At 64.3% G+C, this 26,504-nt stretch carries 27 protein-coding genes, 2 pseudogenes and 1 riboswitch; of the genes and pseudogenes, 7 read left to right on the top strand and 22 right to left on the bottom strand.

All coding sequences use genetic code 11. From position 1 onward, the window contains the following. Nucleotides 1-10: 10 nt before the first annotated feature. From MBENS4_RS19615 to rpiB, 8 genes and pseudogenes are all read right to left on the bottom strand, one after another. Nucleotides 11-199, bottom strand: a complete 189-nt coding sequence (locus MBENS4_RS19615; protein WP_039393893.1) for a hypothetical protein — start codon at nt 197-199, stop codon at nt 11-13. A 146-nt stretch (nt 200-345) separates the two neighbouring features. Further along, a pseudogene (gene rpsD, locus MBENS4_RS19610) lies at nt 346-956 on the bottom strand (30S ribosomal protein S4). Between the two features lie 243 nt (nt 957-1,199). Next, nucleotides 1,200-2,125, bottom strand: a pseudogene (locus MBENS4_RS19605) (homoserine O-succinyltransferase). Nucleotides 2,126-2,164: 39 nt separating this feature from the next. After that, nucleotides 2,165-2,270, bottom strand: a riboswitch (SAM-I-IV-variant riboswitch). 107 nt (nt 2,271-2,377) lie between these two features. Further along, entirely contained in the window at nt 2,378-3,154 is a 777-nt protein-coding gene (locus tag MBENS4_RS19600) for an RNA methyltransferase (protein WP_084592248.1), read from the bottom strand. Continuing rightward, nucleotides 3,147-3,635, bottom strand: coding sequence for a transcriptional regulator NrdR (nrdR, locus tag MBENS4_RS19595; RefSeq protein ID WP_039393889.1), 489 nt, complete (start codon nt 3,633-3,635; stop codon nt 3,147-3,149). Before nrdR ends, MBENS4_RS19600 begins: the two co-directional genes overlap by 8 nt. A gap of 37 nt (nt 3,636-3,672) precedes the next feature. After that, nucleotides 3,673-3,900, bottom strand: a complete 228-nt coding sequence (locus MBENS4_RS19590; RefSeq protein ID WP_039393887.1) for a hypothetical protein — start codon at nt 3,898-3,900, stop codon at nt 3,673-3,675. Between the two features lie 4 nt (nt 3,901-3,904). Further along, nucleotides 3,905-5,203: a serine hydroxymethyltransferase gene (gene glyA / locus MBENS4_RS19585; RefSeq protein ID WP_039393884.1), complete on the bottom strand. Its 1,299-nt coding sequence runs from the start codon at nt 5,201-5,203 to the stop codon at nt 3,905-3,907. A 21-nt stretch (nt 5,204-5,224) separates the two neighbouring features. Further along, nucleotides 5,225-5,662 (bottom strand): ribose 5-phosphate isomerase B, encoded by a 438-nt coding sequence (gene rpiB, locus MBENS4_RS19580; RefSeq protein ID WP_039393882.1) that lies wholly within the window; start codon nt 5,660-5,662, stop codon nt 5,225-5,227. Nucleotides 5,663-5,914: 252 nt separating this feature from the next. On the opposite strand from rpiB, the gene MBENS4_RS19575 reads away from it, so the two are divergent. Both MBENS4_RS19575 and MBENS4_RS19570 read left to right on the top strand, forming a co-directional pair. After that, nucleotides 5,915-7,222, top strand: coding sequence for a flavin-dependent oxidoreductase (locus MBENS4_RS19575; RefSeq protein WP_039393881.1), 1,308 nt, complete (start codon nt 5,915-5,917; stop codon nt 7,220-7,222). After that, complete coding sequence (locus MBENS4_RS19570) at nt 7,219-7,674, top strand: DUF3237 domain-containing protein (protein WP_039393879.1); 456 nt, start codon at nt 7,219-7,221, stop codon at nt 7,672-7,674. The genes MBENS4_RS19575 and MBENS4_RS19570 overlap by 4 nt, the downstream gene beginning before the upstream one ends. Here MBENS4_RS19570 and MBENS4_RS19565 read toward each other — a convergent pair whose 3' ends face one another. The 4 genes from MBENS4_RS19565 to MBENS4_RS19550 form a co-directional block, all read right to left on the bottom strand. Continuing rightward, a complete protein-coding gene (locus MBENS4_RS19565; RefSeq protein ID WP_144401012.1) occupies nt 7,675-8,265 on the bottom strand; it encodes a hypothetical protein in 591 nt (196 codons plus the stop codon). A 118-nt stretch (nt 8,266-8,383) separates the two neighbouring features. Continuing rightward, on the bottom strand, nt 8,384-10,393 hold the full coding sequence (rpoD, locus tag MBENS4_RS19560; protein WP_039393875.1) for an RNA polymerase sigma factor RpoD: 2,010 nt from the start codon (nt 10,391-10,393) through the stop codon (nt 8,384-8,386). Nucleotides 10,394-10,447: 54 nt separating this feature from the next. Further along, entirely contained in the window at nt 10,448-12,334 is a 1,887-nt protein-coding gene (dnaG, locus tag MBENS4_RS19555; RefSeq protein ID WP_039393874.1) for a DNA primase, read from the bottom strand. A gap of 37 nt (nt 12,335-12,371) precedes the next feature. After that, the gene (locus tag MBENS4_RS19550; RefSeq protein ID WP_039393872.1) at nt 12,372-12,824 is read right to left on the bottom strand and encodes a GatB/YqeY domain-containing protein; all 453 of its coding nucleotides are present in this window, start codon (nt 12,822-12,824) and stop codon (nt 12,372-12,374) included. A 160-nt stretch (nt 12,825-12,984) separates the two neighbouring features. On the opposite strand from MBENS4_RS19550, the gene carA reads away from it, so the two are divergent. The 4 genes from carA to greA all read left to right on the top strand — a co-directional run bounded on the left by carA (nt 12,985) and on the right by greA (nt 18,415). Continuing rightward, the gene (gene carA, locus MBENS4_RS19545) at nt 12,985-14,151 is read left to right on the top strand and encodes a glutamine-hydrolyzing carbamoyl-phosphate synthase small subunit (protein ID WP_039393871.1); all 1,167 of its coding nucleotides are present in this window, start codon (nt 12,985-12,987) and stop codon (nt 14,149-14,151) included. Continuing rightward, complete coding sequence (locus MBENS4_RS19540) at nt 14,148-14,447, top strand: hypothetical protein (RefSeq protein WP_039393869.1); 300 nt, start codon at nt 14,148-14,150, stop codon at nt 14,445-14,447. Before carA ends, MBENS4_RS19540 begins: the two co-directional genes overlap by 4 nt. Before the next feature lie 29 nt (nt 14,448-14,476). Next, entirely contained in the window at nt 14,477-17,800 is a 3,324-nt protein-coding gene (gene carB, locus MBENS4_RS19535; RefSeq protein WP_039393867.1) for a carbamoyl-phosphate synthase large subunit, read from the top strand. Nucleotides 17,801-17,938: 138 nt separating this feature from the next. Continuing rightward, nucleotides 17,939-18,415 (top strand): transcription elongation factor GreA, encoded by a 477-nt coding sequence (gene greA / locus MBENS4_RS19530; protein WP_039393865.1) that lies wholly within the window; start codon nt 17,939-17,941, stop codon nt 18,413-18,415. A gap of 109 nt (nt 18,416-18,524) precedes the next feature. Here the strand turns inward: greA and MBENS4_RS19525 are convergent, their stop codons facing one another. From MBENS4_RS19525 to MBENS4_RS19505, 5 genes are all read right to left on the bottom strand, one after another. Then, a complete protein-coding gene (locus MBENS4_RS19525) occupies nt 18,525-18,749 on the bottom strand; it encodes a DUF4170 domain-containing protein (RefSeq protein ID WP_039393863.1) in 225 nt (74 codons plus the stop codon). Nucleotides 18,750-18,875: 126 nt separating this feature from the next. Continuing rightward, the gene (locus MBENS4_RS19520) at nt 18,876-19,415 is read right to left on the bottom strand and encodes a hypothetical protein (protein WP_039393861.1); all 540 of its coding nucleotides are present in this window, start codon (nt 19,413-19,415) and stop codon (nt 18,876-18,878) included. After that, nucleotides 19,408-19,725: a hypothetical protein gene (locus MBENS4_RS19515; protein WP_039393859.1), complete on the bottom strand. Its 318-nt coding sequence runs from the start codon at nt 19,723-19,725 to the stop codon at nt 19,408-19,410. Before MBENS4_RS19515 ends, MBENS4_RS19520 begins: the two co-directional genes overlap by 8 nt. After that, nucleotides 19,722-20,117, bottom strand: coding sequence for a phage holin family protein (locus MBENS4_RS19510; RefSeq protein WP_039393857.1), 396 nt, complete (start codon nt 20,115-20,117; stop codon nt 19,722-19,724). Before MBENS4_RS19510 ends, MBENS4_RS19515 begins: the two co-directional genes overlap by 4 nt. A gap of 25 nt (nt 20,118-20,142) precedes the next feature. After that, complete coding sequence (locus tag MBENS4_RS19505) at nt 20,143-20,664, bottom strand: hypothetical protein (protein WP_039393855.1); 522 nt, start codon at nt 20,662-20,664, stop codon at nt 20,143-20,145. 197 nt (nt 20,665-20,861) lie between these two features. On the opposite strand from MBENS4_RS19505, the gene eno reads away from it, so the two are divergent. Continuing rightward, entirely contained in the window at nt 20,862-22,148 is a 1,287-nt protein-coding gene (eno, locus tag MBENS4_RS19500; RefSeq protein ID WP_039393853.1) for a phosphopyruvate hydratase, read from the top strand. Between the two features lie 94 nt (nt 22,149-22,242). Here the strand turns inward: eno and MBENS4_RS19495 are convergent, their stop codons facing one another. From MBENS4_RS19495 to MBENS4_RS19480, 5 genes are all read right to left on the bottom strand, one after another. Then, nucleotides 22,243-22,848, bottom strand: coding sequence for a MarR family transcriptional regulator (locus MBENS4_RS19495; protein WP_039393852.1), 606 nt, complete (start codon nt 22,846-22,848; stop codon nt 22,243-22,245). Between the two features lie 226 nt (nt 22,849-23,074). After that, the gene (locus tag MBENS4_RS25950; protein WP_159108105.1) at nt 23,075-23,239 is read right to left on the bottom strand and encodes a hypothetical protein; all 165 of its coding nucleotides are present in this window, start codon (nt 23,237-23,239) and stop codon (nt 23,075-23,077) included. A gap of 310 nt (nt 23,240-23,549) precedes the next feature. Beyond that, nucleotides 23,550-23,972 carry a 6,7-dimethyl-8-ribityllumazine synthase gene (gene ribH / locus MBENS4_RS19490; RefSeq protein WP_039393850.1) on the bottom strand — a complete coding sequence of 141 codons (423 nt, stop codon included), beginning with the start codon at nt 23,970-23,972 and terminating at the stop codon, nt 23,550-23,552. A gap of 13 nt (nt 23,973-23,985) precedes the next feature. After that, nucleotides 23,986-25,287, bottom strand: coding sequence for a 3,4-dihydroxy-2-butanone-4-phosphate synthase (gene ribB, locus MBENS4_RS19485; RefSeq protein WP_039393848.1), 1,302 nt, complete (start codon nt 25,285-25,287; stop codon nt 23,986-23,988). 75 nt (nt 25,288-25,362) lie between these two features. Beyond that, complete coding sequence (locus MBENS4_RS19480) at nt 25,363-26,406, bottom strand: YihY/virulence factor BrkB family protein (protein WP_039393846.1); 1,044 nt, start codon at nt 26,404-26,406, stop codon at nt 25,363-25,365. Nucleotides 26,407-26,504 lie beyond the last annotated feature (98 nt).

Raw genomic sequence — 26,504 nt, 5'->3', positions numbered from 1 at the left:
GAGGTTTCCCTCAGGAAACGGAGCCGAGCGCGAGTTCGGCTTCGTCTTCCTCCAGATAGGTGTCGATATAGGCGACAAAGCGGCCGGTGCGTTCGTCCCGGAACCCCGCGCCGATATCGCAGGCATGGCGCTGCGCGGTCTCGAGGTCGGGGTACCATTTGCCGGTGCGGTGCGGGGTGATGTAGCGAAAGCGGGTCATTGCCCCTGCGCAATACACGAGGCGTGTGAAGGTTCCGCTTTTTCGCGGTGAAATGACCCAGCTTTTCCGTGAGTTGCCACGAAAAAAGGGCGGCCCCGAGGGACCGCCCTTTCCGAAAGAATTTCGTTCCCGAAGGAGCCGAACTCTTAGCGCGAGTAGAACTCGACGACGAGGTTCGGTTCCATCTTCACCGGGTAGGGAACTTCGTCGAGCGTGGGCACGCGGACGAAGGTCACCTTGTCCCTTCGGCAGCGACATAGTCGGGAATCTCGCGCTCGGGCAGAGCCTGAGCTTCGATGACGAGAGCCATTTCCTTGGCCTTCTCACCCAGCGAGATCACGTCACCCACGCGGATGCGACGCGAAGCGATGTTGCACTTCACACCGTTGACGCGGATGTGGCCGTGCGAGACGATCTGGCGAGCCGCGAAGATGGTCGGCGCGAACTTGGCGCGGTAGACGACCATGTCCAGGCGCTGCTCCAGGAGACCGATCAGGTTCATGCCGGTGTCGCCCTTCATCGAGGACGCTTCCTGGTAGGTGCGCTTGAACTGCTTCTCGGTCACGTCGCCGTAGTAGCCCTTGAGCTTCTGCTTGGCGCGCAGCTGCAGACCGTAGTCCGACAGCTTGCCCTTGCGGCGCTGACCGTGCTGGCCCGGGCCGTAGCTGCGGCGGTTGACCGAGCTCTTGGGACGGCCCCAGATGTTCTCGCCCATGCGGCGATCGAGTTTGTACTTAGCGCTCTTACGCTTCGACATAACGTTTCTTTCCGTTCTGCTGCCGCCTGTGCCACCGTGGCAAGGCGATCCTTTGTTTCCCGGAGCGCACCATCCGGCCATGATATGCCGGATGCGGCCGCCGCTTCACCGGGGTGCGGGGCCGAAGGAGGCGCCAACTCTCGAAAGGGAAGGCGTCCCGTGAAGCGCTGGCCCATACGGGATGGGGGCGCAAAGTCAAGCGCAAACGCCCGCTGAGGCACGCGGAGCCTTGTCCTGCGCGCCCTACAGCGCCTCGAGCGAACCGGCCATGCCCATCGTGGCCAGATCGAAGGGGGTGGTCTGGTAGATCGCGTTGATCCAGTTGCCGATCAGCAGGTGGCCGTGAGCCCGCCATGAATTGAGCGGGCGGCGGCTCGGGTTGTCCTCCGGGAAGTAGCGGTGCGGCAGCTGCGCGCCGCCGTCGCGGAAAAACTCGTTGGCGAGCGTCTCGGTGTCGTATTCCAGATGGTTGAACATGTGGAGCATGCGGTGGGCGGGGTCATCGACAAGGCACGGACCGTGACCGGGTTGGAGGCCAGCACTTCGAGGCGCTCGGCGGCGTCCAGCGCGTCGGGGCAGACCTCGGTCCAACGCGAGACGGGCACATTGAAGACATCGGCAAAGCCGCGCAGGAAGGGCGAGGCGGGGGCGTGGACTTCGTGCGGGTAGAGGCCGTAGGCCTTGGCGTCGAGCACGCGCTTGGGGATGCCATGGAAATGGTAGAGCGCGGCTTGAGCTGCCCAGCAGATGGTCAGCGTGCGGTGGACGTTGGTCTGGGTCCAGGCGAGGATCTGGCGCAGTTCCTCCCAGTAGTTCACCTCTTCATAGGGCATGCGCTCGACCGGAGCGCCGGTGATGATGAAGCCGTCGAAGCGTTCCTCGCGCACGTCCTCCCAGGGGCGGTAGAACGCTTCCATGTGGTCCTGCGCGGTGTTGCGCGAGACATGGTCGGTCATGCGCACCAGCGTCAGTTCGATCTGCAGCGGCGTGGCGCCCAGGAGGCGCGCGAGCTGGGTCTCGGTGCGCACCTTGTCGGGCATGAGGTTGAGCAGCCCGATCTGCAGCGGGCGAATGTCCTGACGCACCGCGTCGGCCTCGCCCATGACCGTCACGCCTTCGGCTTCGAGGGTCTGGCGCGCGGGCAGGTCGTCGGGGATCTTGATCGGCATTTGACGTCGTACTCCTGGGCAGGAGCGACGCGAAATGTGGCGTGTCCGTTTGCTTGCCGGGACGGCCACATCCTCCTTGCGGAGTACCACCTTGCCCGGAACGGCAGGTTGGCGTTGGGCGTCGCCCCAACTCTTGATGCTGGATGTGCCCATACACCCAGCTGCGCAAAAGCAAAACGGGATTTTGCGCGAAGCGGGTTGAAAATGGGTGAGCGGGCGTTGCGGGATAAGGCGCAACGCCCGAAAGAGCTGTCAGCCTTCGCCGCGCGGGCGGCGGGCCTTTTCCAGCGTGGAGAGGACACCGCGCATGGTGCGCACTTCCAGGTGGTTCCACGCGGGCTTGGTGAGGAGGTTGCGCAAGGTCAGGCGGTTCGCCTCGGCGCGGGTCTCGGGCCAGAAGTAGTTCTTGGGTTCGAGAAGCTTCTCGAAATGGCCGATAAGCCCTTCCAGTTCGTCCTGCGGGGCCGGAGGAAGCACCTCTTCCTGCGTAGGCTGGGACAGGCCTGCGCCCTTTGACCACTCATAGGCGCACAGGATCACGGCCTGCGCGAGGTTGAGCGAGGCAAATTCCGGGTTGATGGGCACGGTCAGGATCGAGCGGGCGAGCGCCACGTCCTCGGTTTCCAGCCCGGAGCGTTCGGGGCCGAAGACGAAGGCCGAGCGGCCCGGTTCGGCGTAGATTTCGCTGGCCGCTTCTTCGGGCGTCACCACGCGCTTGGTCACGCCGCGCTTGCGCACGGTGGTGGCATAGACATTGGTGCAGTCCGCCACCGCATCGGCGAGCGTCTCGTAGACCTCAGCCTCTTCGAGGATCACGTTGGCGCCCGCTGCGGCAGGACCTGCCGAAGGGTTGGGCCAGCCGTCGCGCGGCGAAACGAGGCGCATTTCGGTGAGCCCGAAGTTCAGCATGGCGCGCGCGGCCTTGCCGATGTTCTCGCCCAGCTGCGGCCGCACGAGCACGACGATGGGCTTGCGGTCTTCGGGAACGGTGCCGAACGTCGGCGCGGAAGGGGTGGGGGTATCAGTCATTCTGGGTGTCGCCTGTCGCCACGTCGCGCACGGTGCCTGCAAATTCCTCGAAGTCGCGGGCTTCGTTGAAGGCGCGGTAGACCGAAGCGAAGCGGATGTAGGCGACCGAGTCGAGCTGGCGCAGGCCGTCCATCACCATCTCGCCGATCTCGCGCGAGTGGATTTCGGCATCGCCGGTGGTCTCGATCTGGCGCTGGACGCCCGAGACGAGCTGGTCGATCCGCTCGCGGTCGATCCTGCGCTTGCGGCAGGCGAGCGAGACCGATTTCTCGATCTTGAGGCGGTCGAAGGGCTCGCGCCTCTCCTCGCCTTCCTCGCCGGACTTGAGCACCGTGATCTCGCGCAGCTGCACCCGTTCGAACGTGGTGAAGCGCGCGCCGCAGCTGGAGCACTGGCGGCGGCGGCGGATCGCGGCGTTGTCCTCGGCCGGACGGCTGTCCTTTACCTGGGAATCGTCATGGGCGCAGAAAGGGCAGCGCATTCGGGCCTATCGTTTCAAAAAGGGAGCGGGCGCGGCCTCAGTCGGGCCGCACGCGCTTGTAGAACTTGTATCCGGCGCCTGCGGCAAGCCCGAGGCCCACCGAGACGAAGGGCAGGGCTGCGCCTGCCACCGCACCCAGCGCCCCCCAGACGAGAACTGGCCGGGTCGAGGGATGGTCGAGGCCATCACGCAGCATTCCGGAAAGTTCAAGGCGAGCATCGGTCACGAAGTCGCCAGTGTCGTTGGGGCGCTGGGGGTCGGTCATGGTCTTAGTCCTCGTAGATCGGGAAGCGGTCACACAAGGCTTCTACGCGCGCGCGCACGTTCTGTTCCACCTGCGCGTCACCTTCCTCGCCGCACTTGGCGAGGCCGTCGAGGACATCGGCGACCATGTTGCCGATTTCACGGAATTCTTCCGGGCCGAAACCGCGGGTCGTGCCCGCCGGCGTGCCGACGCGGATGCCGCTGGTCTTCATCGGCGGCAGCGGGTCGAAGGGGATGCCGTTCTTGTTGCAGGTGATGCCCGCACGCTCGAGCGCCTCGTCCGCGTCCTTGCCCGTCACGCCGAGCGGCGTGAGGTCGACAAGGGCCACGTGGGTGTCGGTGCCGCCCGAGACGATCGCCGCGCCGCGCTCCTTGAGCGTGTCGGCGAGGACCTTCGCGTTCTCGATTACCTTGGCCGCGTAGTCCTTGAACTCGGGGCGCAGGGCTTCCCCGAAGGCCACGGCCTTGGCCGCGATGACGTGCATGAGCGGACCGCCCTGGAGACCCGGGAAGACCGCCGAGTTGATCTTCTTGGCGAGCTTCTCGTCGTTGGTGAGGATCATGCCGCCGCGCGGACCGCGCAGGGTCTTGTGCGTGGTGGTGGTGGCGATGTGCGCGTAGGGGAAGGGCGAGGGGTGCAGGCCCGCGGCAACCAGGCCGGCGAAGTGCGCCATGTCGACCTGGAAGATGGCTCCCACGCTGTCGGCGATCTCGCGCATGCGCTTGAAATCGATCACGCGCGGGTAGGCCGAGCCGCCCGCGATGATGAGCTTGGGCTGGTGCTCGCTTGCCAGCTTCTGGACCTCGTCGTAGTCGATGAGGTGGGTGTCCTTGGTCACGCCGTACTGGACCGCGTTGAACCACTTGCCCGACAGCGCCGCGCGGGCGCCGTGGGTGAGGTGGCCACCGGCATCCAGGCTCATGCCCAGGATCGTGTCGCCGGGCTTGACCGTGGCGAGAAGGACTGCCCCGTTGGCCTGCGCGCCCGAGTGGGGCTGGACGTTGGCGAATTCGCAGCCGAACAGCTCCTTTGCGCGCTCGATGGCGAGGCTCTCGACCACGTCCGAGGGTTCGCAGCCCTGGTAGTAGCGCTTGCCCGGGTAGCCTTCGGCGTACTTGTTGGTGAGCACCGAACCCTGCGCCTCGAGAACGGCCTTGGAGACGATGTTTTCCGACGCGATCAGTTCGATCTGCTTGCGTTCGCGCTTCAGTTCCTTGCCGATGGCGGCGGCGATCGCGGGATCGCTGTCAGCCACGCTGTCGGTGAAGAAGCCGGGGGAACGGATTGCGGTATCAACGGTCATGGTTCGAAGGGCCCCTTGGGTTCAGGCGGGAGGGTTGGAGAGCTTCTCGACGCGTCCGGCGTGGCGTCCGCCACCGAACTCGGTCGAAAGGAAAGCGTCGAGGCAGGCCTTGGCCATGTCGATCCCGGTCAGGCGTGCGCCCATCGCGATGCAGTTCGCGTTGTTGTGCTCACGCGCAAGGGCGGCCGAAAGCGGCTCGGACACGAGCGCGCAGCGGCAGGCCGGGTTGCGGTTGACCGCCATCGAAATGCCGATACCCGAACCGCACAGCGCCACGCCATAGTCGGCGGTGCCGTCGGCGACGACCGAGCCGAGCAGGTAGCCGTAGTCGGGGTAGTCGACACGGTCGGCCGTTTCGGGGCCGAGGTCAGCCACTTCGTGGCCCAGTTCGATGAGATAGTCGCGCAGCGTGGCCTTGAGGTCCACGGCGGCATGATCGGAAGCAATGGCAATACGCATGGCGAATGGATCTTTTGACAGAGAGAGGAGTTGATAGCGCCCCCTTAGTCATCGCGGTGTCGTTTTGCGAGTCCCTGAGCGCTTATCTTTGATTGTAGGGCAAGAATGGCTGCGTGCCGGAGAGAGTGGCCAAGTCTGCGCCTCTCATCCGGTTGCGTCGCGGTGTGGCGCAGTGTACGCGCGCTCCACCCGGTCGCGCAAGAAACTTGCCGTAAGGGGCCGATAATGCGCAGCGAAAGAAGGAAAGTCAGGGTGCAACCACGCGTTCTCATCGCCGGAGGCGGTATCGGAGGCCTTTGCCTCGCCCTGACCCTCGACCAGATCGGCGTCGATTGCCTGGTGCTGGAGAGCGTGCGCGAGCCCCGGCCGCTGGGCGTGGGGATCAACCTGCAGCCCAATGCGGTGCGCGAACTGGCGGATCTGGGCATTGACCAGGCAATGATGGACACCATCGGCATCCCGGCGAAGGAATGGGCGCTGGTCGGCCTCAACGGACGCGAAATCTACAGTGAACCGCGCGGACGCCTGGCAGGCTATCACTGGGATCAGTACGCGGTCCATCGCGGGCGCTTCCACATGCTGCTGCATGAAACCGCGATTGACAGGCTGGGGGCCGACAAGGTGCGCCTGGGCCAGCGCGTCACGGGATACCGCAAGGAGGGAGATGGCTCGGTCACCGCGCTGTGCCGCCTTGCCGATGGCACAGAGGTCGAGGAGCACGGTACGCTCCTGTTCGGCGCGGACGGCATTCATTCGAGCGTGCGTGCCCAGATGCACCCGGACCAGGCGCCGATCCACTGGGGCGGCACGGTCATGTGGCGCGGCACCACGCGCGCCAAGGCCATTCGCACCGGGTCGTCGTTCGTGGGACTGGGCACGGCGCGCCACCGCGTCGTCATCTACCCGATCTCGCAGCCCGACGCCGAGGGCCTGTGCGACGTGAACTGGATCGCCGAGCAGACCTTCGATGAGGATCATGACTGGCAGAGCCTGGGCTGGTTTCGCCCGGTCGATGTCGAAAGCTTTGCCCATCACTTCACCGATTTCGTCTACGACTGGATCGACCTGCCTGCCCTGATCGCGGGGGCGGACGTGGCTTACGAGAACCCGATGATCGACCGCGATCCGATCCCGACCTGGGTTGACGGGCCGGTCGCGTTGATGGGCGATGCCGCGCATCCGATGTACCCGACAGGCTCGAACGGGGCTTCGCAGGCGATCATGGATGCGCGCCGGATCGGCGCGCTGTTCCTCGAGATGGGTGTGGGCACCGAGGCATTGGCCGCGTTCGATGCCCGCTACTGCGCGCCGGTCGGCGAGTTGGCGCTGCGCAACCGCGGGGCCGGGCCCTTTGGTCTGCTGGGCATGGTCGAGGAGCGCTGCGGCGGCATTTTCGAGGATATCGAGGACGTGATCCCCAAGACCGAGCGCGAGGAATTCATGCGCGCCTACCAGCGCGCGGCGGGCTTCGCGATGCAGGAACTGAACGCATCGCCCGCCACTATCGAACCCGGTGCGCGCGTCGAGGGTGCCCACAAGATCGAGGAGAAACTGCCGTGACCCCCACGCTGGAGCATATATGCGAATTCGAGGTCGAGCTTTCGCCCCCGCACGAGATGGGCGAAAACGCCCAGGGCACCCGCCGCATCATTCCCATCGTTGGAGGGCGCGTGTCGGGCACGGCGATCAACGGCAAGCTGCTCGCCATAGGGGCCGACTGGCAGACCGTGCGCACCGATGACGTCGCCTATCTCGATGCCCGCTACGCCATTGAAACGGATGACGGCGCGGTGATCGAGGTCATCAGCCAGGGCCTGCGCCATATGCCGCCCGAGGCGGTCGAACGCATCGCGGCGGGCGAAACACTCGAGTTTTCGGAATACTACATGCGCACCGCGATCCGGCTCGACACCGGCCATCCGGATTACGCCTGGGTCAATCGTTCGCTGTTCGTGGCCGCAGGCGGCAAGACGGGATCCACGGTCTACCTCTCGGTCCACCGCGTCGGTTGATCAGGGGCTGAAAATGCGGCCGGCCTGAATGTCACGAATGTTCTGGCGCAACTGCCGTGACTTATGGCGCTCGGCCGCGATGAACGTCCGCACGATGGCGTTTTCGGTTTCGAGAAAGTCGGGATCGGTCGTGTAGATCTCCCGCGCGATGTCCTGCAGGTCTTCGCGGCCGTCGGGTGTGGCGGACTGCGCGTCCAGGACGATCAGCGAAAGGCGATTAAATTTCCGGGCAAAGGCCCGTTCGAGCCCCTGGGTCATGCGAAGCGCGATCTTGTCGTAGGCGAACCTGCGCATCTCTACGGAAAATCGGGCCAGATGCTCCTCGATCATGTCGCGGGCAAATGGCGGAGCTTCGTCTGCAAAGGCGTAGCTTGCGCGAATGGCATCGAGAACCGTGTCCACGATACGGTCCATCTCCCGGTTGCGGACCTCCAGAGGATAGGCGGCCGCTGTCACCCGCCGGGCCAGTTCCTGGCTATCGCCAGGCGTTGCTGTGGTGGCTCGCTGTGTGGTGCTCTGCCCTTGGGCGCTTGGCGTCAAGCCGCAGGTGAGCAGACCCAGGCCGATCGCAAGTCGTACGGCGCCGTGCATAGATCGTTGTCCCCCTTGAGCAATACCAAGCACAAAAGGGGAGGCTTTCCAATCGCAAACGAAAGCGCCCGCGGAGCAGGTCCGCGGGCGCTTCGTGATCGACGAGAAACGTGTTCCCTTACTGATCGAGGAACGAGCGCATCTTGCGGCTGCGGCTCGGGTGCTTGAGCTTGCGCAGGGCCTTCGCCTCGATCTGACGGATACGTTCGCGGGTCACCGAGAACTGCTGGCCGACTTCTTCCAGCGTGTGGTCGGTGTTCATGCCAATGCCAAAGCGCATGCGCAGCACGCGCTCTTCGCGCGGGGTGAGGCTGGCAAGGACGCGGGTGACCGTTTCCTTGAGGTTGGCCTGGATCGCGGCATCGACCGGGATGATCGCGTTCTTGTCCTCGATGAAGTCACCCAGGTGCGAATCTTCCTCGTCGCCGATCGGCGTTTCGAGGGAGATCGGCTCCTTGGCGATCTTCATCACCTTGCGCACCTTCTCGAGCGGCATCGAGAGACGCTCGGCCATTTCCTCAGGCGTAGGCTCGCGGCCCTGCTCGTGGAGGAACTGGCGGCTTGTACGCACGAGCTTGTTGATCGTCTCGATCATGTGGACCGGAATACGGATCGTACGTGCCTGGTCCGCGATCGAGCGGGTGATGGCCTGACGGATCCACCACGTCGCATACGTCGAGAACTTGTAGCCGCGGCGGTACTCGAACTTGTCGACGGCCTTCATCAGGCCGATGTTGCCTTCCTGGATAAGGTCCAGGAACTGAAGGCCACGGTTCGTGTACTTCTTGGCGATCGAGATCACCAGGCGCAGGTTCGCCTCGACCATTTCCTTCTTGGCGATGCGCGCCTCGCGCTCACCCTTCTGGACCATGTTGACGATGCGGCGGAACTCGGGAAGCGCCATGCCGGTGGCCGCCGCGATGTCCGAGACTTCCTGGCGGATACGCTCGACGGCGTCGGCTTCCTCGGTCGCGAAAGCCGCCCACTTCTTGTCCTTCTTGCCCACTTCCGGCAGCCAGGTGTCGTCGAGCTCGCGGCCGACGTAGCTGTTGAGGAAGTCGACGCGCTTCACCTTGTGACGCTCGGCAAGGCGCAGCATCTGGCCGCCCAGCGTCGTGAGGCGACGGTTGAAGGTGTAGAGGTTGTCGACGAGGTATTCGATCTTGGTCGCGTGGAACTGGACCGATTCGACCTGCGCGGTGAGTTCCTCGCGCAGCTCGTTGTAACGGTCTTCCTTGGCAGCCGGGAAATCGATGCCCAGCGCGAGCGCTTCGAGGCGTTCGGACTGGAGCTTCTCGAAGGCCTGGAACAGCTCGGTGATGGTGGCGAACTTCTCGAGCGCCTCGGGCTTGAGAGCCGCTTCCATCTGGGCGAGGCTGAGGGTGTTGTCCTCTTCCTCTTCCTCTTCCTTGCGGCCGCCTTCGCCGTCCTCGCCTTCTTCGCCTTCTTCCGAAGATTCCTCGTCGTCGTCGTCCTTGTAGGACGGCCCGGCGGTGGCTTCGGAGATCTCGCCGTCGTCGTCGCTCTCACCGTCTTCGTTGAGGCTTTCGGGCGCAGGCTCCTTGGAGAGCATGGCGTCGAGATCGAGGATCTCGCGCAGCTGCATTTCCTCGTTGTTGAGGGCTTCGGACCACTGGATGATGGCGTGGAAGGTGATCGGGCTCTCGCACAGGCCCAGGATCATCATGTCGCGGCCAGCTTCGATGCGCTTGGCGATGGCGATTTCGCCCTCGCGGCTGAGCAGTTCGACCGCGCCCATTTCGCGCAGGTACATGCGCACGGGGTCGTCGGTGCGCTCGACCGTTTCCTTCTTCTTGGTCTCGACGGCCGGCTTGGGCGAGGTGTCGTCGGAGGAATCGACTTCCTCGACCTCTTCCTCGTCCTCGTTCTGGGCGTCCTCGTCGTTCTCGACAATGTTGACGCCCATTTCGTTGATCGCGGCGTAGATATCCTCGATCTGGTCCGAATTCATCTGGTCCTGGGGCAGGGCCTCGTTGAGTTCGTCGATCGTGATGTAGCCCTTGCGCTTGGCGCGCGCGATCAGCTTTTTGACCGAAGCCTCGTTGAGGTCGATCAGCGGCGCGTCGGTACCGTCGTTTTCGCCGCCGTTGGTCTCGTTCTTGCTCATTCTTCCGCCGTTATCCCGTGCTGCCCGACACCCTGTGAGCGTATAATTATACAATCAGGACGAAGACGCATGTCTTGTCGCCATTTGCCTGAGGCGTTTATCAAATTCCAGCTTTCTCTTGAGGAGACGTTGCTGCTCGGCAAAAGTTTCGTCCGAAACCTCGCTTTCGAACCGGGCTGTCGCCTGTGCCAGTGCCGCCTCCAGGACTGGACGTTCCACCAAGAGATCGATGGCCTGAGCGAGTTCCGCTGCCGCATGCTCTGCATTCGCGCCCGGGGCCAGAAAGCCGAAGCGAAACCCCGAATATTCAGCGGTTCTGGGAACTTCCAGTCCATTTTCCGACAATATGGTGGATAGCGCGTCTTTTTCAAGCGGTGCCATGGCATCGCAACATTCGAGCAAGGCATCGAAGCGCGAATCGAGGCCCGGCGTGCGCGCCAGGGCCTCGGCGTGCCGGGGTACGAGTTCGGGCCAACGCATCAGTCCGGCGATGACCGCGGCCGCGAGCCCGTCGCGCGATCCGCCCGAAAGCGCCTTCTTCAGCTTCTCGATTGATTCGGGGAGCGAGGGGGGCGTTGCCGGACGCCCGTTCCAGCGTCCCTGGCCGGGGCCTCGCGGCGTGAAGGACCGGCGCGATTCGCCGCTGCCCTGTCCGCCCTGCCAGCGATTCTCGCGGCGCGGGAAGGCGAACTCGCCGTATCGGTCGAGCAATTCGCGCTTGTAGAGGCTGGCGATGTCGGGGTGCTGGATGGTCTCGACATGCTGGACGAGGCGCGCCTTGAGCCCGGCCTTGTCCTCGGGCGTGGTGAGGGGCTGCGCGTCCTTCTCCACCTCCCACAAGACGTCGAGCAGGCTTCGCGCCTCGCCAAGGACCTCTTCCATCGCCGCAGGTCCACGCGCCTTGATAAGATCGTCGGGGTCGAGCCCTTCGGGCAGGCGCACGATGCGCAAGGTGTGCGCCGGGCGCAGCAGGGGGAGGGCGCGGGTAATCGCGCGCAGCGCCGCGCGCTGTCCGGCCGCATCGCCATCGAAGCACAGGATCGGCGCCTCGACATGGCGCCAGAGCATCTCGATCTGGTGCTCGGTAAGCGCGGTGCCGAGCGGGGCAACAGCCTCGTCGATACCGGCCGCCGCCAGCGCGATCACGTCCATGTAGCCCTCGACCACCACGATCCGGCCCGACTGGCGCGCGGCGGGCGCGGCGCGGTGCAGGTTGTAGAGCGTGCGCCCCTTGTCGAACAGTGGTGTGTCGGGAGAATTGAGGTATTTCGGGGCCTTGGTCTTCTCTTTTGAGAGAATACGTCCACCAAAGGCGATGACCCGGCCGCGCGCGTCCTCGATGGGAAGCATCAGGCGGCCACGGAAACGGTCGTAGGGATCGCGGTCCTCGACCTCGATGCGCAGGCCCGCCTCGATCAGCATCGGTTCGGGGAAGCGCACGAGGGCCTGCTTGAGGGCCTGCCTCTCGTCGGGCGCAAAGCCGAAGCCGAAGCGCGCGATGATGCGCGGATCGAACCCGCGCGTCTGGAGATAGGCGCGTGCCTCGGCGCCCTCGGGCGTGGTCAGGTTGTGGCGGAACCACTCCTGCGCGGCCGTCGTCACGTCGTGGAGCGTGTCGCGCTTCTGCGCGGCCTTGGCGGCGCGCGGGTCGGGCTCGGGGATGTCCATCCCGGCCTCGCCCGCAAGCTCCTTGACCGCGTCCATGAAGGCGAGGCCCTGGTGGTCGGTCATCCAGCGGATCGCATCGCCATGCGCGCCGCAGCCAAAGCAGTGGTAGAACCCCTTCTCGTCGTTGACGTAGAAGCTGGGCGACTTCTCGTCGTGGAAGGGGCAGCAGGCCTTGTGCTCACGCCCCGCCTTCTGGAGGCGCACCGAACGGCCCACCAGCGCCGAGAGCGTGGTGCGGGAACGGAGCTGGTCGAGCCATTGGGGCGTAAGCACGGGAAAAGCCTGCCTTAGAGCGAGTTGGGGTGAGTGATCAGGAGAGCGCGGCCTTCACCCAGCCACTGGCCTTGCCCATGTCGAGCTCGCTTGCGTGGCGCTCCTTGAGCAGGCCCATGACCTTGCCCATGTCCTTCATGCCGGCCGCGCCGACTTCGGCCTTGATCGCCTCGATCTTGGCCTTGGTTTCCTCTTCGCTCATCTGGGCGGGGAGGAAGGTCTCGATCACTTCGACCTCGGCCTGTTCCTCGGCGGCGCGTTCGGGGCGGCCACCTTCCTCGAACAGCTTGATCGATTCGCGGCGCTGCTTGACCATCTTCTGCAGGACCTCGATCACCATGGCGTCGTCATCGGCGGGCGCTTCGCTGGTGCGCAGCTCGATGTCGCGGTCCTTGAGCTTGGCGAGAATCAGCCGGACGGTTGCAAGGCGCGGTTTGTCGCCGGCCTTCATGGCTGCGATCTGGGCGGCCTTGATCGAATCACGAAGCATTGTTTTCCTGTCGGTGTATGGATGTGGGACGTGCTGGGATTGCATAAGTAGCAAGGCAGCGCGAAAATTGCATCTAGCCGCCTTGACGTGATGTACAACCCTCTCTAGCGGGAGCGCCTTAGCACACATGTCAGAAACACCCTCAACGGAGCGACCCATTATGGCCGACGCCGCATCTTCGCCTGCGCCTAAACCGGAAGGAGCCACGGGCGCTCTTGTACTCAGCACAGGCGAGGTTCTGTGGGGCCGCGGCTTTGGCGCTGTGGGTGTGGCAGAAGGCGAAGTCTGCTTCAACACGGCCATGACCGGCTATCAGGAAGTGATGACGGACCCGTCCTACTCGGGTCAGATCGTCACCTTCACCTTCCCCCACATCGGCAATGTCGGCGTGAACGACGAGGATCTGGAATCCAAGGTCGACGGCGCGGTCGGCTGCGTCGTGCGCGAGGACGTGACGCTCGCCTCGAACTTCCGCTCGGGCGGTGAGTTCGGCGACTGGCTCGCGGCCAAGGGCAAGATCGGCCTGTCCGGCATCGATACCCGCGCCCTGACCCGCCGCATCCGCAAGACGGGCGCCCCCAACGCGGTCATCGCGCACGATCCCGAAGGCAACTTCGATGTTCCCGCCCTGATTGCGCAGGCCAAGGCCTGGCCGGGCCTCGAGGGCATGGACCTGGCCAAGGTCGTCACCCGCACCGCGGACGAGAGCTGGGAAGACTCGACCTGGACTCTGGGCGCAGGCTACGCGGCCGCTGAGGGCGATGATCGCCCTCACGTTGTCGCGCTCGACTATGGCGCCAAGGACAACATCTTCCGCAACCTGGTGAAGGCTGGCGCGCGCGTCACCGTGGTTCCCGCCGAGACGAGCCTTGAAAAGGTGCTTGAACTCAAGCCTGACGGCGTCTTCCTCTCCAACGGCCCGGGCGATCCGGCCGCAACCGGCACCTACGCCGTCCCCGTCATCAAGGGCCTGCTGGACCGCGACGTGCCGATCTTCGGCATCTGCCTTGGCCACCAGATGCTGGCCATCGCGGCAGGCGCCAAGACCGCCAAGATGTTCCAGGGGCACCGCGGTGCCAACCACCCGGTGAAGCGCCACGAGGACGGCGTGGTCGAGATCACCTCGATGAACCACGGCTTCGCGGTCGACAACGCGACGCTGCCCGACAGCATCGAGGAAACCCACGTCTCGCTCTTCGACGGCTCCAACTGCGGCATCGCGATCAAGGGCAAGAAGGCCTTCGGCGTGCAGTACCACCCCGAAGCCTCGCCGGGCCCGCAGGACAGCTTCTACCTGTTCGAGAAGTTCGTCGGGATGCTGGGATGATCTCCTGGCGCCTTTCCCTTCTCCTTCCCGCCCTCGCGCTGGCGGCCTGCGGCGAACCGCCGCCCAAGGCCCAGGTGGTGACGACGGACGGGAAGGCCATCGCGGAAATCTGCGGTGTGCCCGAGACGATGTTCTCGGGCGGGAAGGGCGCTCCGGTGGTTACCCTCTCTCCCGACCTGAGCGCGGCCGAGCAGGCCTGCACCCTTCGCGAGGTGCGCCGCTCGCTCCCTCAGGCCCGCATCATCGAAGCCGACGCGCCGGGAACCCCGGCCCCGACCGCTTCGTCTCCCCTTTGACCCGCATAATCTCAAGGCAGGATTGAACCATGCCCAAACGCACAGACATCTCCTCGATCCTCGTCATCGGCGCGGGACCCATCATCATCGGCCAGGCCTGCGAATTCGACTATTCGGGCACCCAGGCGATCAAGGCTCTCAAGGAAGAGGGCTACCGGGTCATCCTCGTCAACTCGAACCCCGCCACGATCATGACCGATCCGGACATGGCCGATGCGACCTACGTTGAGCCGATCACCCCCGAAGTCGTCGCCAAGATCATCGAGAAGGAGCGCCCCGATGCGGTGCTTCCCACGATGGGTGGCCAGACCGCACTCAACTGTGCGCTCGCGCTGTTCAATGACGGCACGCTGGAGAAGTGGGGCGTCAAGATGATCGGTGCGGACGCCGATGCCATCGACAAGGCCGAGGACCGCCAGCGTTTCCGTGAGGCGATGGACAAGATCGGCCTCGAAAGCGCGCGTTCGGGCGTGGCCCACACGCTGGACGAGGCTCTCGCCGTCCTTGAGCGCACGGGTCTGCCCTCGATTATTCGTCCTTCCTTCACGCTGGGCGGTACCGGCGGCGGCATCGCCTACAACAAGGCCGAGTTCGAGGCGATCGTGAAGTCGGGTCTCGACGCATCCCCCACCACCGAGGTCCTCATCGAGGAATCGCTGCTGGGCTGGAAAGAGTACGAGATGGAGGTTGTCCGCGACCGCAAGGACAACTGCATCATCATCTGCTCGATCGAGAACGTCGACCCCATGGGCGTCCACACCGGCGACTCCATCACGGTGGCTCCGGCGCTCACGCTGACCGACAAGGAATACCAGATCATGCGCACCGCCTCGCTCGAGGTGCTGCGCGAGATCGGCGTCGAGACCGGCGGTTCGAACGTCCAGTTCGCGGTGAACCCCAAGGACGGCCGTCTCATCGTCATCGAGATGAACCCGCGCGTCTCGCGCTCCTCGGCGCTGGCCTCGAAGGCCACCGGCTTCCCCATCGCGCGCGTCGCGGCGAAGCTGGCCGTCGGCTACACGCTCGATGAGGTCACCAACGAGATCACGGGCGCCACGCCCGCCTCGTTCGAACCGACCATCGACTATGTCGTCACCAAGATCCCGCGCTTCACCTTCGAGAAGTTCAAGGGCTCCAAGCCCGAACTCTCGACCGCGATGAAGTCGGTCGGTGAAGTCATGGCGATTGGCCGGAACATCAAGGAATCGATGCAGAAGGCCCTGCGCGGCCTCGAAACCGGCCTTGATGGCTTCAACCGCGTGGTCGAACTCGAAGGCGCAAGCCGCGACACCATCACTGCGGCGCTCGCGCAGCGCACCCCGACCCGTCTCCTCAACGTGGCCCAGGCCATGCGCGAGGGCTTCACGATCGAGGAAATCCACGCGATCACCTTCTATGATCTGTGGTTCCTGCGCCACATCGAGGAGATCATCGCCGAGGAAGCGAAGATCATGGAGCATGGCCTCCCGATCGATGCCGCGGGCCTGCGCCGGGTGAAGGCCATGGGCTTCTCCGACAAGCGCCTGGCCACGCTGGCCGTGCGTTCGGTCCATGTCGCGGGCGGTCTGGGCGAGACCCAGGCCAAGAGCTCGGGCCTCCTTCACGATACGATCCGCGCGATGGCCGGTGCCACCAGCGAAGAGGAAGTGCGCGCACTTCGCAACAAGCTGGGCGTGCGCCCCGTCTTCAAGCGCATCGACAGCTGTGCGGCCGAGTTCGAGGCCATCACGCCCTACATGTACTCGACCTACGAAGCGCCGCTCTTCGGCGAGCCCGAGGACGAGGCCATGCCGTCCGAGCGCAAGAAGGTCGTCATCCTGGGCGGTGGTCCCAACCGCATCGGCCAGGGCATCGAGTTCGACTATTGCTGCGTCCACGCCTGCTTCGCGCTGGAAGAGGCCGGGTTCGAGACCATCATGGTCAACTGTAACCCCGAAACCGTCTCGACCGACTACGACACCTCTGACCGTCTCTACTTCGAGCCGCTGACGGCCGAGGACGTGCTGGAAATCCTGCGCGTCGAGCAGTCGAAGGGCGAACTCGTCGGCGTCATCGTCCAGTTCGGTGGCCAGACCCCGCTCAAGCTGGCGGCCGCGCTGGAGAAGGCAGGTATCCCGATCCTGGGCACCTCGCCCGACGCCATCGACCTTGCCGAAGACCGTGAGCGCTTCGCTGCGCTCGTCGACAAGCTCAAGCTCAAGCAGCCCGCCAACGGCATGGCGCGCAGCCGTGACGAGGCCGTCGCGGTCGCCAACCGCATCGGTTATCCGGTGCTGACGCGTCCCAGCTACGTGCTGGGCGGCCGCGCCATGGAGATCGTCGACAGCGAGCAGCAGCTCGATGACTACATCGCGACCGCAGTGCAGGTCTCGGGCGACAGTCCGGTCCTCATCGACCAGTATCTGCGCGATGCGGTCGAATGCGACGTCGATGTGCTGTGCGACGGCGATCAGGTCGTGGTTGCCGGTGTCATGCAGCACATCGAGGAAGCGGGCGTGCACTCGGGCGACAGCGCCTGCACCATTCCCGCCTACAGCCTGCCCGCCGAGATCATCGAGGAAATGGAGCGCCAGTCACACGCGCTTGCGCTCGGCCTGGGTGTGCGCGGCCTGATGAACGTGCAGTTCGCAGTCAAGGACGGCGAGGTCTACCTCATCGAGGTCAACCCGCGCGCCTCGCGCACCGTGCCCTTCGTCGCCAAGGCGATCGGCCAGCCCATCGCCAAGATCGCCGCGCGCGTCATGGCCGGCGAAAAGCTGTCGACCTTCCCGCCGATCAAGCGTGAGCTCGACTACTTCGCGGTCAAGGAAGCGGTCTTCCCCTTCGCGCGCTTCCCGGGCACCGACCCGGTGCTGAGCCCGGAGATGAAGTCGACCGGCGAGGTCATGGGCATCGACCGCGATTATCCGCGCGCCTTTGCCAAGGCCCAGCTCGGTGCAGGCATGCGCCTGCCGGTGGAAGGCACGGTGTTCGTCTCGGTCAAGGACAGCGACAAGGATTACATCCTTCCCGCGGTCCAGAAGCTGGCCGACGAAGGCTTCCGCATCATCGCAACGTCGGGCACGCAGCAGTTCCTGGCGAAGGCCGGGATCGCGGTCGAACTCGTGAACAAGGTCGCCGAAGGCCGTCCGCACATCGTCGACAAGATCGAGGATGGCGAGGTCTCGCTGATCTTCAACACGACCGAGGGGTGGCAGAGCCTCAAGGACTCGCAGTCGATCCGGGCCTCGGCCTTGACCGCGAAGGTCTCGATCTTCACCACGGCCGCCGCGAGCATTGCGGCAAGCGAGGCAATCGCGACGATTCGCGGGAGCCAGCTTGAAGTCCGTTCGTTGCAAGATTATTATAGCTGAAATCGATCTTGCCTTCCCACATCGCTGCAGATCGGACCGGTCCCTCTTGGCGCGCATCGCCGGGGACCGGGCAGGTGACTAGTCGCCTGTCACGAGGCAGCGAGGCGAGCATGGGACGGCAACAGGAGGAAGATTTAGATGGCAAGTGTTGAAAAGCTGCCGATGCTCGCCGAGGGCTACGAACGGCTCATGGCAGAGATCAAGGCGCTGCGCGAAGAGCGTCCTCGTGTCGTCGACGCGATCGAGGAAGCGCGCGCGCACGGCGACCTTTCGGAAAATGCGGAATATCACGCGGCGAAGGAACGCCAGGGGCAGATCGAAGCCACGATCGGCGATCTTGAGGACAAGATCAGCCGTGCGCACATCGTTGATCCCGCAACGCTGTCGGGTGACAAGATCATCTTCGGCGCAACCGTGACGCTGCTCGACGATGACGACAAGCCGGTGAAGTACCAGATCGTGGGCCCCTACGAGGCCGACGCGAAGGCGGGGCGCATCAGCTACAACTCGCCCCTCGGCAAGGCGCTGATCGGCAAGAAGGTGAACGAAGAGATCGAGGTGACCGTCCCTTCGGGTGACAAGTTCTACCTTGTCGAGAAGATCGACTTCATTTGATCTGGCGGGCATTTCGGGCTGACCTGTTCGCCCGGAATGCCACCCACACACGAAAAGAGCCGGGAAGGGGGGTCCTTCCCGGCTCTTTTCGTGTGTGCCGAAGTCGGTATCAGACTTCGTTGTTCTCGGGGTCGAGCAGACGGTGCAGGTGCACGATCACGTACTTCATCTCGGCATCGTCGACGGTGCGCTGTGCGGCCGACTTCCAGGCGTCCTTCGCGGTTGCCATGTTCGGGAACACGCCCACGATGTCCATGTCGTTGAGGTCGACGAATTCAAGACCGGTCGGATCCTTGACCCGGCCGCCCATCACGAGGTGAAGTTTCTGCTGCATGTGATGTGCCACTTTTTCCTGTTGGGAGACGCCTTGGCCCTATAATTTCCGACTGGGCTGGGGGCAAGGCCGGATCTTCCCGGAAATCGGGCTATTTCAGCTCCTGCAAATCATTATCAAGACGCCTCAGTGACCCACCTTCTTGCGCAGATCTTCGGCGAAATCCGCGAGTTTGTGCGTGCCTTCGCTGGTTGCCTCGCCGGCCTGTTCGATCCGCTTGCCGCTCTTGCGGGCGATGGAGGATGCAAATCCCAGTGCAGCAGTGGCCAATTTTTCAAGCTTGCCCGCCGCGTAGTCGCCCGCGTGCTCGGCGCGTTCCTCGAGTCCTTCGAGGGCCGCGTGCGTTTCGTCGCTTGCGCGGTGGCCCAGGAGACGGATCTCGTCGCCAGCGCGCTTGCCGAACAGGAGGGTGGTGGTGCCCGCTGTCTGGGCAATGCTGATGGCACGCGTAGCGGCGCCGCGGGTCATTCGGCGCGGCAGGAGTGCGGCCACGGCCGCGCCCACCGCCAGGCCGCCGGCCACGGTGATGACCGGGTGGCGCTTCACGAAGCCGATCACCTTCTCGGAAGGACGCTCATCCTTGCTCGAGGAGTGCAGGGCCACGATATTGCCCGTATTGGCGCTGGTTGCCGAAGTGGCGGGAGTGGTGGGTTCGCTGTCAGCCATTGTCGGTGTCCTCTTCATGGTCGTGATCAAGCCGCAGCAGCGTCTCGACCCAGGAGATTAGGGGATTTCTGAATATCCAAAGCGCCAGCGCGGCGAGGGTTCCGCCGACGATTGCCGGGTTGTCCTCGACAACGGCCACGGCCTCATCGAAGGCACCGCGCGCAGCCTCGACGGTCTCGTCAAGGATGCGTCCGGCGATGCCGCGCTCCTCCATGTCGGCGCGGATCGCGCCGTAGCGCGCGTCGAAGGCGTCCTTGGCCGCGTTGCGCATCTCGCGCTGTGCCATGACCTCTTGGGCCGAACTCTTCATGGCCGAGTCTCTTCGCTGGTCGTGTTGGCGATGACGCGCTTCATGGCGCCGAGCTTGCGCTTGGCATTCATTGCGCACAGCCCCGCAAGGACGGCAAGTCCAAGTGTGACAACGGCCATTGCGCCCCAGGCGCCGATCACCTGGCCAAGTGCAATGACGAGACCGACCACGGCCGCCATGGCTGCGAAGAAAAGCAGCACGAGCCCGATGACGAGCAGGGCCACGATCTTCTTGACCTGCTGTCCGGCATAGGACGCGCGCGCCTTCTGGAAGCCGAGTTCGGCCTTGGCGAGGACCTTGGCCTCATCGGCAAGGAGGCGCAGGTCCTCGGCAAGGGTGACGTCGTCGGTTCCCGGGCTCGGCTCGGTCCCCGGCGGGGATTGGTGAAGCATCAATCAGGCTCGGTCGTCAGGGGGATCAGCTGCTTTTCGAAAACAGGCGGCCCAGGACATAGCCTGCGGCCACGGCCATGCCGACCGAAAGTGTCGGATTGGAGCGCACGAAGGCACGCGTGTCCTCACCCAGTTCCTCAAACGATTTTTCGTCGAGGCGGGCAGCCGCGTCCTGCATCGACTTGGACGCGGAGCGGGCATAGTCGCCGTACTTCACGCCCGCCTTGTCGTCGATGTAGGCGACGTTGTCGTCGATGACCTTGGAGAGGCGCACGATGGCCTTGCTCGTCTGCGCCTTGCCTTCCACGGCGTATTCGCTGGCCTTGGCCTTGGCGTCTGCGGCAAAGGCGTCGGCCTTTCCGCGTGCCTCATCCGAGCAGTGCTTCGCTTCCTCGTTCAGGCTGTCCTTCTTCTGCGAGAACTTGGCGCGATACTCGTCCGCAAGGGCGTGGGCGCCAGCCTTGGCTTCGTCGACCGCCTTGGTGAAGTGGCTCTTGGCCGCATCGGCGCCAGGGGTCGTCGTGTCGTCTATGGTGGATTCGACCATCGAGGTTTCCTTCCTTTGCCCAATCGCCGCAGCCTGCCTTTGCCCCGGCATCGCGTGCGGCGTCTGAATGATATGGTGTGCACACAGGGTAACACAAGCTACTCAATAATGCTGCAACGCAACTTGTCACAGGTTGTTCCGCTGCTTAGAGCGCCAACCAGAGTCACTGGAATGTGGCGACAGAGGAGGTTTCGAAAATGACCGCGATCATCGATATTCATGGCCGTGAAATTCTGGATAGCCGTGGCAACCCCACCGTGGAGGTTGACGTGCTGCTGGAAGACGGCAGTTTTGGCCGTGCCGCGGTGCCTTCGGGCGCGTCGACGGGGGCGCATGAAGCGGTCGAACTTCGTGACGGGGACAAGGACCGGTACCTAGGCAAGGGCGTGCTCAAGGCCGTGGACGCGGTCAACGACGATATTGCCGAGTGCCTGATCGGCCTCGATGCCGAAGACCAGCGCGACCTGGACCTGGCGATGATCGATCTCGACGGGACCGAGAACAAGAGCCGCCTGGGCGCCAACGCGATCCTGGGCACCAGCCTGGCGCTTGCCAAGGCGGCCGCAAATGCCCGTGGTCTGCCGCTCTATTCGTACATTGGCGGTGTCTCGGCGCACGTCCTGCCAGTGCCGATGATGAACATCATCAACGGCGGCGAGCACGCCGACAACCCGATCGATTTCCAGGAATTCATGATCATGCCGGTGGGCGCCGGTTCGATCACGGAAGCCGTGCGCTGGGGTGCCGAGATCTTCCACACGCTCAAGAAGGGTCTGTCGGAGAAGGGCCTGGCCACCGCGGTCGGTGACGAAGGCGGCTTCGCGCCCAACCTTGCCAGCACGCGCGATGCGCTCGACTTCGTGATGGCCTCCATCGAGAAGGCCGGCTTCAAGCCCGGCACCGACATCCAGCTTGCCCTTGACTGCGCTTCGACCGAGTTCTTCCGCGACGGCAAGTACGAGATCAGCGGCGAGGGCCTCTCGCTCGCTCCGGCGGCTTTTGCCGACTACCTTGCCGACCTGTGCGCGGCCTACCCGATCATCTCGGTCGAGGACGGCATGGCCGAGGACGACTTCGAGGGCTGGAAGGCGCTCACCGACAAGATCGGCGGCAAGGTGCAGCTGGTGGGTGACGACCTCTTCGTGACCAACCCCAAGCGCCTGACCATGGGCATCGAGCAGGGGCTCGCCAACTCGCTTCTCGTGAAGGTCAACCAGATCGGCACGCTGACCGAGACCCTCGAAGCCGTCTCGATCGCGAACCGGGCGGGCTACACCGCGGTCATGTCACACCGTTCGGGCGAAACCGAGGACGCGACCATCGCCGATCTCGCCGTTGCGACCAACTGCGGCCAGATCAAGACCGGCTCGCTCGCGCGTTCGGACCGGCTTGCCAAGTACAACCAGCTCATCCGCATCGAGGAAGAGCTTGGCGGCGCGGCGCACTATGCCGGTGCCGAAGCCTTCAAGGTTTCGCTTGGCTGATAGGGCGACGCGGCAGCCTTGCGCCGCATAGCGGCGCGAGACTCCTCGCCGTGAGTTGAAGAAACCCCGGTACCGCATTGGTATCGGGGCTTTTTTATTGCATTTTGAGGGCCGCGGTCGTGCCGCCTTCTTCGAGCAGGACCACAGAGCGCGAAGCGGCAGTGAAGTACTCGAGCATGGCTCCGTAGCCGCGCGCGCTCAACTTCACGTAGACGCGGCGGGCATCGCCGGGGTCGGCTTCTCGCAGGAGAAGTCCCTGCTTTTCCAGGATCGTGATCCAGCGCAGTGCGGTGGTGGAGGGCACGGCAGAGCCGATGCATGCGCTCGTTACCGAAACGCTGCGCCGTTCCTTGGCGGCAATGAACAGGTCCAGCAGGATATCCCAGGCCGGCTCGCCAAACAGGTCGTCCGACTGGAAGATCTTGGAGCGCCGCCGCCGGTCCTCGTACGTCTGCCGGGCGAGTTCCACCCAGATGGGATGGTCCTTGCGGCCCGTGTCGTTGGCGGATGTCGCGGCCCGCAGGCGTCGGGTATGCCCATCTGCCGCGGCAAGATCGGGCAGGACATCGAACGGTGAGGCGCCGTTGGGCGCGTCGTCGTCAAGTTCGAGCTGGCGCGCCATGGCCAGGAGCTCGTTCGCGATGCCGATCAGGCGGATCGCCTTGTTTCGGTTTCGCATCCTCTGGTCTGTATTTTCCATCAGTCCGGATCACCGTCGCACAAGGAGTGGGTGGTCCGATGGGCCGGATGGCCAACCGGGAGCCGAGATCCACATCGACGTCGGAGCAATCGTGCGTACAATTCCTTACTTAGCCGCATCATCCCCGCGTGCGGCCTTGGCGTCCCGTCCTGACGAATTCTTGCCCCGATCGTCTGACATGGTCCAACAACCTTAAGCGCGCTTACGGGCCCGCGTCTTTACGAGGTTATTCCATTTCGGTTGCAGTTGGCAGCAGTTCGATCGATCGATTCAGCAGTGTCACGGCTGCATCGAGATGGGCGGCGGCCACGCTTTCCCCCGCCATGTCGAGCTGGGCGAGGCGGTCGTAGAGATCATCGAGCAATTCCTGCAATTGAGCCCGGTCCTTCATGGTGCCGTTTCTCCTGTCGGCTGTTGGTGTACCGGCTGCGACCCCGGGTTTGGCTTCGTATAAACGCCCCCTGTATCGAGCGTTCCGAGCCAGATGTCACATGAACATCCGTTATGGCTCTAAAATGCCATATGCCCCCTTTCTAGGGCCATTCGAGGGCGGAGCAATCAGGGTTTGCGCGCTGTTACGTTTCGGGACTGGTGCGAGGGCGAAAGCTACCGCGCTCCAGCGACCGGTGCGCGCGCATGAAAAAGGGCGCCGGGCCTGTGCCGCGGCGCCCTTTTCGCAAGGGTGTGGTGTGACCTCTTGGTTAGCGGCCGAACTTGTCCTGCAGCTTGAGCAGGGCAAGTGCCGCCTTGGCCGCTTCGCCGCCCTTGTCCTTCTGTGCCGGATCGGCGCGGACGAGGGCCTGCTCTTCGTTCTCCACGGTCAGGATGCCGTTGCCGATGGCGATGCCGTCCATCGTCAGCGCCATGATGCCGCGCGCGCTCTCGCCTGCGACGATCTCGAAGTGGTAGGTCTCGCCGCGGATGACGACGCCAATGGCGACATAGCCATCGTATTCACCGGCACCGTCCGCGAGGGCGAGGGCTCCCGGGATTTCGAGTGCGCCGGGAACGGTGATGACATCGACCGAATGGCCTTCGGCTTCCAGCGCCTTGCGGGCGCCTGCGACGAGCATGTCGTTGAGGTGGTCGTAGAAGCGGGCTTCGACGATGAGAAAACGAGCCATGGTGGTAGCTTCCTTAGCTTTCGCTGGACGTGATGGGGCGTTCGCCGACGATATCGAGGCCATAGCCTTCGAGCGCGACGAGCGAATGACGGGTGTTGGTCAGGAGGATCATGTCGTGGATTCCCAGTTCGGCCAGGATCTGCGCGCCCACGCCATAATCGCGCAGTTCCTCCAGGTCCGGATTCTTTCCATCGCGGAACTGGCGCTTGAGGTCCATCACTTCGGAGAAAGATTGCGACATCGGGCTGTTGATGACGACGATGACGCCGGAGCCTTCCTCGGCGATGATCTTCATCGAGCGCTGCAGGAGGTCGGAGCGATCCTGCGATTCCTCGCCAAAGATGTCCACGAAGGTGGAGAGGGTGTGCATGCGTACCAGCGTCGGCTGCGTGGGGTCGATGCGCCCCTTCACCAGCGCGATGGTCTCATCGCCGGTCGCACGGTTGTGGTAGCAGCAGGCCGTCCACTGACCGCCATGGCGGCTCGTGAAGGTCAGCTCGTTGGTCTTCTCGACCATGCGGTCGTGCTTGCGGCGGTAGGCGATGAGATCGCGAATGGTGCCGATCTTGAGATCGTGGAGGCGCGCGAAGCTGACGAGGTCGTCCATGCGGGCCATCGTCCCGTCGTCCTTCATGATCTCGCAGATCACGCCCGATGGATTGAGGCCGGCAAGACGCGAGATGTCGACCGCGGCTTCGGTGTGGCCGGTACGCACGAGAACGCCGCCATCACGGGCGCGCAGTGGGAAGACGTGGCCGGGGGTAACGATGTCCGCCTTGGACTTGGTGCCGTCGATGGCAACCGAAACGGTGCGGGCGCGGTCACCGGCGGAGATGCCCGTGGTCACGCCCTCGCGCGCCTCGATCGAGGTGGTGAAGGCGGTTTCGTGCCGGGTGCCGTTGTGCTGGCTCATCAGGTCGAGGCCAAGTTCGTCGACGCGCTGGTTGGTGAGCGAGAGGCAGATGAGGCCGCGGCCGTGGGTGGCCATGAAGTTGATCGCGGCGGGCGTGGCCATCTGCGCCGGAATGACGAGGTCGCCCTCGTTCTCGCGGTCCTCGTCGTCGACGAGGATGAACATGCGGCCGTTGCGCGCCTCGTCGATGATCTCCTCGATGGGGACGAGAACGGGGGTCTCGTCGTTCGAGAAGAGCACGTGTTCGAGTTTGTCGAGGGTTTCGGTGGTCGGGTTCCAGCTATCTTCGGTGCAGTCGCGCAGGGTATTGGCGTGGAGGCCGGCGGCGCGGGCAAGCCCGGCGCGGCTCATGCCGCCTTCGGTGATGAGCTTGCGGACCTGGTCGATGACTTTGGAGGGCATTGGTCTTTCTCACATTGCGATGTGCGGCCGTTAGACCTTTATCACATCGCAATGCAAGAGCTGAATATCCGATGTTCAGCTGTCGAGGCGTTGGCGTGCCAGGCGTGCGCGACGAACCTTGTGCTGCTCGAGATCCTCGAGCGTGGGGATCGTGTCATCGAGAATGTCGGCCAGGACTGCGCCGCGCTTGCCGGGAGGGCGCGTGCGGCCCGCGGTCGTGTCGCGGAACACCTGCCGCTCAATCTCGGCATTGAGCAGCGCGCCCAAGAGGACCCCGTAGGCCGAGAGGTAGAGCCACATCAGGAAGACAACGATGGCCGAGAGTGATCCGTACGTCGCGTTGTAGTCGCTGATATAGGCGACATAGAACGAGAAGCCGAAGGAGATCGCCAGCCACAGGAAGGTGGCCAGCATCGCGCCGGGCGCCAGCCAGCGCCACTTGGCGGGGCGCCGGTCGGGCCCGAAGCGCATGATGAGGGCAAAGCCGCAGGTGCCAAGGATCAGCGCGGCAAGCCATGTCAGCCAGGTGAACAGGGTCGCGGTCGAGGTGCCCAGGTAGAACGAAGCCTGGCGTTGCAGCCAGGTGAAGACGCCGCCCGCCAGGACGCCGGTCAGCGCGATGAAGACGGCGGCCAGGGTCAGGCTCGCAGCCCGGAAGGAAACGGCGATGGTGCCGCGCGTCTCGTGCTCCTCGTTGACGATGTTGAGCGCGCTGATCATGCCGTTGGCCGCGCGCATGCCGCCGAAGATGGCGAAGAACAGGGCAATGACAAGGGCAAGGCCGGTAACGCCGGAGCTGGTCGAGACGATCTGGATGAGCTGGGCCTGAAGAACCTGCGCGACTTCAGGCGGAACCACATCAACGATGCTCTGCATCTGCTTGCGCACGGTATCGGCATCGCCGACCAATCCGTAGATCATCACTGTCGCGGCGATCAGTGGGGTCAGCGCGAGGAAGCAGTAGAAGGCCAGTCCTCCTGCCAGGAGGCCCAGTTCATGGAAGCCCGCCATGATCCAGACCCTGCGCAAAATCCGCAGCCAGGCGCGGGGCGGCATCTGCAGGGGCCAGTTGGAATCCGCACCGGGCGGGGCGTCGGGGGGGAGATAGTCCTCGGTCATGCGCTAACAAACTGTACGGGAACCATTGTGGTTGCAATGCGATAAGGGTTATCGGCGGTGTGGACACGGCCTTGGCGCGCATGGGGACAGAAACAGCG

The sequence above is a fragment of the Novosphingobium sp. MBES04 genome (assembly GCF_000813185.1).
Taxonomy (GTDB): Bacteria; Pseudomonadota; Alphaproteobacteria; order Sphingomonadales; family Sphingomonadaceae; genus Novosphingobium; species Novosphingobium decolorationis.
The sequence above is the reverse complement of the archived record's forward strand: the minus strand, read 5'-3'. Positions and strand labels throughout refer to the sequence as shown.